The following is a 7,212-nucleotide window of genomic DNA, read 5'->3' on the forward strand; positions in this document are numbered from 1 at the left end:
CAGCGGGGCTCCGAGTTGGTGGCCCTGGCCCCCGTCGGACGACTCCTCCCCCGGACAGGCATCACCCGGACATGCAGAAGGACCCCGGTCCGAAGACCGGGGTCCTTCTGAACTGTAGCCCCGACGGGATTTGAACCCGCGCTACCGCCTTGAGAGGGCGGCGTGCTAGGCCGCTACACAACGGGGCCGTGTCGCTCTTTGCGACTGGAGGACTCTACCACAAGGGCTTGCCCTCTGCAGCATCTCGGTGATCCGAAGATCTCCTCGTGCTGCTGGCTGGGGTACCAGGACTCGAACCTAGACTAAATGAACCAGAATCACTCGTGCTGCCAATTACACCATACCCCAAGGGTTCTCGCGCCAAGATCGGTGAACCCGAGGGCTCCCTCACCTGTCGTGAGCGGCTCTCCCCAGCGGGGCGAACCGAGGCGATACCTTACACAACTCCGACGGGGGACGCCAATCGGCCGTCCCCCGTCGCGAGATCCGCGTCAGGCCAGCTGCTCCCGAAAGGAGCGCAGGCGTGCGAGCGTCGACGGACGACCCAGGATCTCCATCGACTCGAACAGCGGCGGCGAGACCTTCGCGCCGCTCAGGGCCACGCGCAGAGGCGTGAACGCCACCTTGGGCTTCAGGCCCATCCCGTCGAGCAGCGCCTCGCGCAGCGTGGCCTCGATGTCGGCCGTCACCCAGCGCGGACCGTCGCCGTCCTCCCCCAGGGAGACCGCCGGGGTGTCCGGCAGCTGCTCCAGAGCGGCCACGGCGGCCTCCAGCACCTGCGGCGCGTCCTCCTTGAGGCCCGCCACGGCGGCCTCGTCCCGCTCCAGCGCCTCGTCATCCACGAAGAAAGGCCGCACCAGCGGCACGGTCTCGCTGAGCACCGGCACACGGGTCTGCACCAGCTCGGCCACGTCCTTGAGGCGTGCCAGCTCCCCCATCGAGGGACGGTCCGGCAGCACCCCCGCGTCCTGCAGGTAGGGCAGCATCCGGCCGGTGAAGTCACCCAGCTCCAGCTGGCGCAGGTGGTCGCCGTTGATGGACTCGGCCTTCTTCTGGTCCCAGCGCGCCGGGTTGGGGTTCACGGCGTGCACGTCGAAGGCCTCGACGAGCTCCTCGGGGGTGAACAGGTCGCGGTCGCCCCCGATCGACCAGCCGAGCAGGGCCAGGTAGTTGATCATGCCCTCGCGCACGAAGCCCCGGTCGCGGTGGAGGAAGAGGTTGGCCTCCGGGTCGCGCTTGGAGAGCTTCTTGGTGCCGTTGCCCAGCACCAGCGGGAGGTGGCCGAAGGTGGGCACCTGCTCCGCCTCGCCGATGGCGATGAGCGCGCGGTAGAGCGCGATCTGCCGCGGGGTGCTGCTCAGCAGGTCCTCGCCGCGGATGACGTGGGTGATCCGCATCGCGGCGTCGTCCACCGGGTTGACCAGCGTGTACAGCGGCACACCGTTGCCGCGGACGATGACGTAGTCCGGGATCTGGCCGGCCGGGAAGGTCACCTCGCCGCGCACCATGTCGGTGAAGGTGATGTCCTCGTCCGGCATGCGCAGGCGCAGCACCGGCTCACGCCCCTCGGCACGGAAGGCGTCCTTCTGCTCCTGCGTGAGCTCCCGGTCGAAGTTGTCGTAGCCCAGCTTGGGGTCGCGGCCGGCCGCCTTGTGGCGTTCCTCCACCTCCTCGGGGGTGGAGAAGGACTCGTAGGCGTAGCCGGCCTCGAGCAGCTTGCGGGCCACCTCGGCGTGGTGGTCGTGGCGCTCGCTCTGGCGGTAGGGCGCGTACGGGCCACCCTCACGGACACCCTCGTCGGGGGTGAGACCCAGCCACTCGAGCATGTCGTGGATGCCCTGGGCGGACTCCTCGGAGTCGCGGGCGGCGTCGGTGTCCTCCAGGCGGAAGACGAGCTTGCCGCCGGTGTGGCGGGCGTACGCCCAGTTGAACAGGGCGGTGCGGGCCAGGCCCACGTGGGGCGTTCCGGTGGGGCTGGGGCAGAAGCGGACGCGCACGTCCGAGCCGGTGGCCTCGGCGTGCTCGGAGGCGTGGGCGGCGGGTGCGACGGTCTGGTCAGAGGCTGCAGTCATGGTGGCTCCAGCCTAGGGCAGCCGGCCCCCTCGTCCCCGGCCGGTCAGTGCCGCAGCAGGGCCTCCACGAGGGTCTCCTGCATCCACCCGACGAAGCCGTGGTGGATGCCCAGCTGCAGGGCCACCTCGTCGGCGTCGGAGAGCGTCTCCCCGCGCTCCACGGCGCGGATGAGCTCGGAGGTCTGGGCGTCCACGCGCTCGGCGTCGTGGTCCTCGTGGATGCCGAGCCGGTCGGCCAGTACGAGGCGCACGTCGGTGAACGCGGCCATGACCTGCCGGGCCTCGCGCGGGTTCAGGGCCATGACGCCGGACTCCCGGGACCGCTCGCAGGCCGCCACGAGGGCCCGCAGGTTGGCCACCTTGGTGGCGCGGATGCCGTCGTGGGCCAGGGCGGCGAAGTCCCGGGCCGCGGCCACGTCGCTGGTGTGCGCGGCGGGGAGCAGGCGGGACAGGGCCGGGTCGCCGCCGTGGAGCTCGGCCGGGTCCACCGGGTCGACGGCGAGCTCGGGATCGCTCGGGGTGAGGCCGGCGGTGAGCGCCTCGAAGCGGGCGTGCAGGTCGTCCTCGGCCGAGGCACCTCCCGAGGAGGTCGGGCCACCGGAGAGTTCGGGCAGCACGGCATCGGTCCCGGTCACGGCAGCCCCGGGCTCCTCCCCGAGGATGGTGATCACGGCCGTCGCGCCGTCGGCGAGGGCCTCGAGCTCGAGCTCGTCGAGGTGCGCCACCGCGGCGTCGCCCTCCCAGCGGAACGCGCGCGCCATCAGGTGTCCTGCCCGAAGGTGGCCCACAGGCCGTACTCCTGCATGGCCTGGGTGTCCACCTCCATCGCCTCGCGGGTGCCGGTGGAGACCACGCAGCGGCCCTTGGTGTGGATGTCCATCATCATCCCCTCGGCCACGTGCCGGGAGTAGCCGAAGTGGTCCATGAGCACGAAGGTCACGTAGCTCATGAGGTTGACCGGGTCGTTCCAGACGAGCGTGTACCAGGGCGCGTCGAGCTCGGAACGCTCGGCGAGCGCGAGGGAGCCCTCGGGATCGGACAGGCCGGGGGTGTGATGAGGTTCAGGCACTCCCCCACTGTAGAGAGCGGCGCGCGTCCCCGCCCACCGGCGCCGTGGCCCCGGCACAGGGGTGGGGGCCGCGACCTAGAATGTCGCCGCCCCGTCCCGCCCCCTGCCCAGGAGTCCCTGACATGGCCGCGCTGCCGCACGACCTCGTGCTGACCACCGTCCCGGGCGGGTCCGCCCTCTCCGACTTCCGCGCCACCGCGCTGCTGCGCCGGCTGCGCGAGGTGGTGCCCTGCATCGAGGGCGTCACGGCGCGGTACCTGCACCTCGTGGCCTCCACCGCGGAGCTCGACGAGGCCACCGCCGGCCGGGTGCGCGAGCTGCTCACCTACGGCGAGCCCGCCATCGAGGACACCTCCGGGAGCGCGGCCGTGGTGCTCGTGGCCCCGCGCCTGGGCACCATCTCCCCGTGGGCGAGCAAGGCCACCGACATCGCACACAACTGCGGGCTGGCGGTGGAGCGCGTCGAACGGGTGACGGAGTACCGCCTGGCCACCGCCGAGCCCCTCACCGACGAGCAGTGGCTGGCCTGCGCCGCCGTGCTGCACGACCGGATGACCCAGAGCGTGCTGGTCTCGGCCGACGACCTGGCGGGCCTGTTCGCAGAGCGCGAGGGGGCCGCGATGGAGCGGGTCGACATCGCCGGGCGGGGCCGCGAGGCGCTCGTGGAGGCCAACGCCGCCTGGGGCCTGGCCCTCAGCGAGGACGAGGTGGACTACCTCGTGGAGGCCTTCACGCGCCTGGAGCGCAACCCCACCGACGTGGAGCTCATGATGTTCGCCCAGGCCAACAGCGAGCACTGCCGCCACAAGATCTTCAACGCCGACTTCGTGGTGGACGGCCAGGCCCAGGAGAAGAGCCTGTTCGGCATGATCCGGCACACCGAGGCCGTGGCCGGCGAGGGCACCGTGGTGGCCTACAAGGACAACGCCTCGATCATGACCGGTGGCCGCATCACCCGCTGGCTCCCCGAGCAGCCCGGCGCCTCCCGCTACACCGAGCGCGAGGACGAGGTGCACGTGCTCATGAAGGTGGAGACCCACAACCACCCGAGCGCCATCTCCCCGTTCCCCGGCGCCTCCACCGGGGCCGGTGGCGAGATCCGCGACGAGGGCGCCACCGGTCGCGGCAGCGCCCCCAAGGCCGGGCTCACCGGCTTCGCCGTCTCCAACCTGCACCTGCCGGGTACCGACGAGCCGTGGGAGGCCGGCGGGGCCAGCGCACCGGACCACATCGCCACCCCGCTGGAGATCATGGTGGAGGGCCCGCTGGGCGCCGCCGCCTTCAACAACGAGTTCGGGCGCCCCGGTCTGGGCGGCTTCTTCCGCGTCTACGAGCAGACCGTGGACGGCGTCCGCCGCGGCTACCACAAGCCGATCATGAGCGCCGGCGGCCTGGGCGCCATCAGCGCCGGCCAGACCGAGAAGGTCCGCTTCGCCCCCGGCACCCTGCTGGTGCAGCTGGGCGGGCCGGGCATGCGCATCGGCATGGGCGGTGGCGCCGCCAGCTCGATGGCCTCGGGCACCAACGCCGTGGAGCTCGACTTCGACTCGGTGCAGCGCGGAAACCCGGAGATGGAGCGCCGCGCCCAGGAGGTCATCAACCACTGCTGGAGCCTGGGCGAGGACAACCCGGTGCTGGCCATCCACGACGTGGGCGCCGGCGGCCTGAGCAACGCGTTCCCCGAGCTGGTCGACGACGCCGGGCTGGGCGCCCGCTTCGACCTCGGCGCGGTGCCCGTGGAGGAGTCCGGCCTGGCCCCCAAGGAGATCTGGTCGAACGAGAGCCAGGAGCGCTACGTGCTGGCCATCGCGCCGGACTCCCTGGAGCGCTTCACGGCCTTCTGCGAGCGCGAGCGCTGCCCCTTCGCCGTGGTCGGCGAGGCCACCGCTGACGGCCAGCTGGTGGTCACCGGCGCCGCGGGTGCCGGCGGAGACCAGACCGAGGACACCGCGGTGGACATGCCGATGGAGGTGCTCCTGGGCAAGCCGCCGAAGATGCTGCGTGACGTGCAGCGTGTGCAGCGCTCCACCGACGCGTTGGACACCGCGTCGCTCACCGGTGACGCGCTGCGCGGCGCGGCCCTCGACGTGCTGCGCCACCCGAGCGTGGCCTCCAAGCGCTTCCTCATCACCATCGGCGACCGCACCGTGGGCGGGCTGAGCCACCGCGACCAGATGGTGGGCCCATGGCAGGTGCCGGTGGCCGACGTGGCCGTCACCCTGAGCGATCTGGTGGGACTGTCCGGCCAGGCGATGGCCAGTGGCGAGCGCATGCCGCTCGCGGCGGTGGACGGCCCCGCATCGGGCCGCATGGCCGTGGGCGAGGCGCTCACCAACCTGCTCGCGGCGCCGGTGACCCTGCGCGGCGTGAAGCTGTCCTGCAACTGGATGGCCGCCTGCGGCGAGCCCGGCGAGGACGCCGCGCTCTACGACACCGTGCAGGCGGTGGCCATGGAGCTGTGCCCGGCACTCGGTGTCTCGGTGCCGGTGGGCAAGGACTCACTGTCGATGCGCACCAAGTGGGAGCAGGACGGGACCCAGCACGAGGTGGTCTCCCCTGTCTCGCTGGTGGTGTCGGCCTTCGCCTCCCTGGAGGACGTGCGCGGCACGTGGACCCCGCAGGTGCACGCCGACGACGAGCTGGTGCTGGTGGACCTGGGCCGCGGTGCCAACCGCCTCGGCGGCTCGATGCTGGCGCAGGTGCGCGGCGAGTTCGGCGGCACCGTGCCGGACCTGGACGACCCCCAGCTGCTGGTGGGTCTGGCCGCCGCGCTCACCGAGCTGCGCGGGGCCGGCCTGGTGACGGCCTACCACGACCGCTCGGACGGCGGCCTGTGGGCGACCCTGGCCGAGATGGCCTTCGCCGGTGCCGTGGGCGTGGAGGCCGACGTCGCCGATGTGGCCGCCCTGTTCGCCGAGGAGCTCGGTGTGGTGCTCGGCGTCCCGGCAGGGCGTTCCGACGAGGTGCTCGAGCTGCTGGCGCGCCACGGGCTGGGCGAGGTCTCGACCACGGTCGGCCGCGCGACCGCCGAGCGCCGGGTGCGCGTCACGCTGGGCGGCGCGCCCGCCCTCGACGAGGGCGTGCACGAGCTGGCCCAGGTGTGGGACGAGGTGAGCTGGCGCATCGCGGCCCTGCGCGACAACCCGGCCTGTGCCGACGAGGAGCACGCCGCCTTCGGGGCCGACGACGACCCCGGCCTGCACGTGGCGCCCTCCTTCGACCCCGCCGAGGACGTGGCCGCGCCCTACCTGAACCTCGGCGCCCGGCCCAAGGTGGCGGTCCTGCGCGAGCAGGGCGTGAACTCGCACGTGGAGACCGCCTTCGCCTTCGACCGCGCGGGCTTCGACACCTACGACGTGCACATGACCGACCTGCAGACCGGCCGCTTCGACCTGGCCGACACCACGGGCCTGGTGGCCTGCGGTGGCTTCTCGTACGGAGACACCCTGGGCGCCGGCGAGGGCTGGGCGCGCTCGGTGCTGTTCAACGAGCGGCTCACCGAGCAGTTCGCCACCTTCTTCGGGCGTCAGGACACCTTCGGCCTGGGCATCTGCAACGGCTGCCAGATGTTCGCCGCCTTGGCCGACCTCATCCCGGGCGCCGAGGCGTGGCCGCGGTTCACCCGCAACCTCTCCGAGCAGTACGAGGCACGCCTCTCGATGGTGGAGGTCGTGGAGAACCCGTCGGTCTTCTTCACCGGCATGGCCGGCTCGCGCCTGCCCATCGCGGTGGCGCACGGCGAGGGCCGGGCGAACTTCGAGGCCCGGGGCGACGCCTCGCAGGTCGTCGCCGCCGCGCGCTACGTGGACAACCACGGGCGGGTGGCCACCAGTTACCCGGCCAACCCCAACGGCTCGCCGGAGGGGCTCACCGCCGTCACGACCGCCGACGGCCGCTTCACCGCGATGATGCCGCACCCCGAGCGGGTGCAGCGCACCGTGCAGATGTCCTGGAGCGACGGCGACCCCGCCCAGGCCAGCCCGTGGCTGCGCATGTTCCGCAACGCGCGCGCCTGGGTCGGCTGATCCCCGGCCGACCAGCACCTGCCCGGGCCCCGCACCACCCCCGGTG

The 7,212-nt window shown here is 72.4% G+C and carries 4 protein-coding genes and 2 tRNA genes; 1 reads left to right on the forward strand and 5 read right to left on the reverse strand.

The window, feature by feature from the left end; translation table 11 throughout:
* Window positions 1–115: 115 nt before the first annotated feature.
* The 5 genes from HMPREF3099_RS04670 to clpS all read right to left on the reverse strand — a co-directional run bounded on the left by HMPREF3099_RS04670 (window position 116) and on the right by clpS (window position 3,114).
* Window positions 116–188 (reverse strand) — tRNA-Glu (locus HMPREF3099_RS04670).
* 85 nt (window positions 189–273) lie between these two features.
* Window positions 274–348: transfer RNA gene (locus HMPREF3099_RS04675), tRNA-Gln, on the reverse strand.
* A gap of 143 nt (window positions 349–491) precedes the next feature.
* The gene (gene gltX / locus HMPREF3099_RS04680; protein WP_070704642.1) at window positions 492–2,072 is read right to left on the reverse strand and encodes a glutamate--tRNA ligase; all 1,581 of its coding nucleotides are present in this window, start codon (window positions 2,070–2,072) and stop codon (window positions 492–494) included.
* Window positions 2,073–2,116: 44 nt separating this feature from the next.
* Complete coding sequence (locus HMPREF3099_RS04685; RefSeq protein ID WP_070704645.1) at window positions 2,117–2,833, reverse strand: DUF2017 family protein; 717 nt, start codon at window positions 2,831–2,833, stop codon at window positions 2,117–2,119.
* The gene (gene clpS / locus HMPREF3099_RS04690) at window positions 2,833–3,114 is read right to left on the reverse strand and encodes an ATP-dependent Clp protease adapter ClpS (protein ID WP_070704651.1); all 282 of its coding nucleotides are present in this window, start codon (window positions 3,112–3,114) and stop codon (window positions 2,833–2,835) included. The genes HMPREF3099_RS04685 and clpS overlap by 1 nt, the downstream gene beginning before the upstream one ends.
* Before the next feature lie 149 nt (window positions 3,115–3,263).
* On the opposite strand from clpS, the gene purL reads away from it, so the two are divergent.
* Complete coding sequence (gene purL / locus HMPREF3099_RS04695) at window positions 3,264–7,166, forward strand: phosphoribosylformylglycinamidine synthase (protein WP_070704648.1); 3,903 nt, start codon at window positions 3,264–3,266, stop codon at window positions 7,164–7,166.
* Window positions 7,167–7,212: the final 46 nt, after the last annotated feature.

It is taken from the genome of Kytococcus sp. HMSC28H12 (assembly GCF_001816045.1).
Lineage (GTDB): Bacteria > Actinomycetota > Actinomycetes > Actinomycetales > Dermatophilaceae > Kytococcus > Kytococcus schroeteri.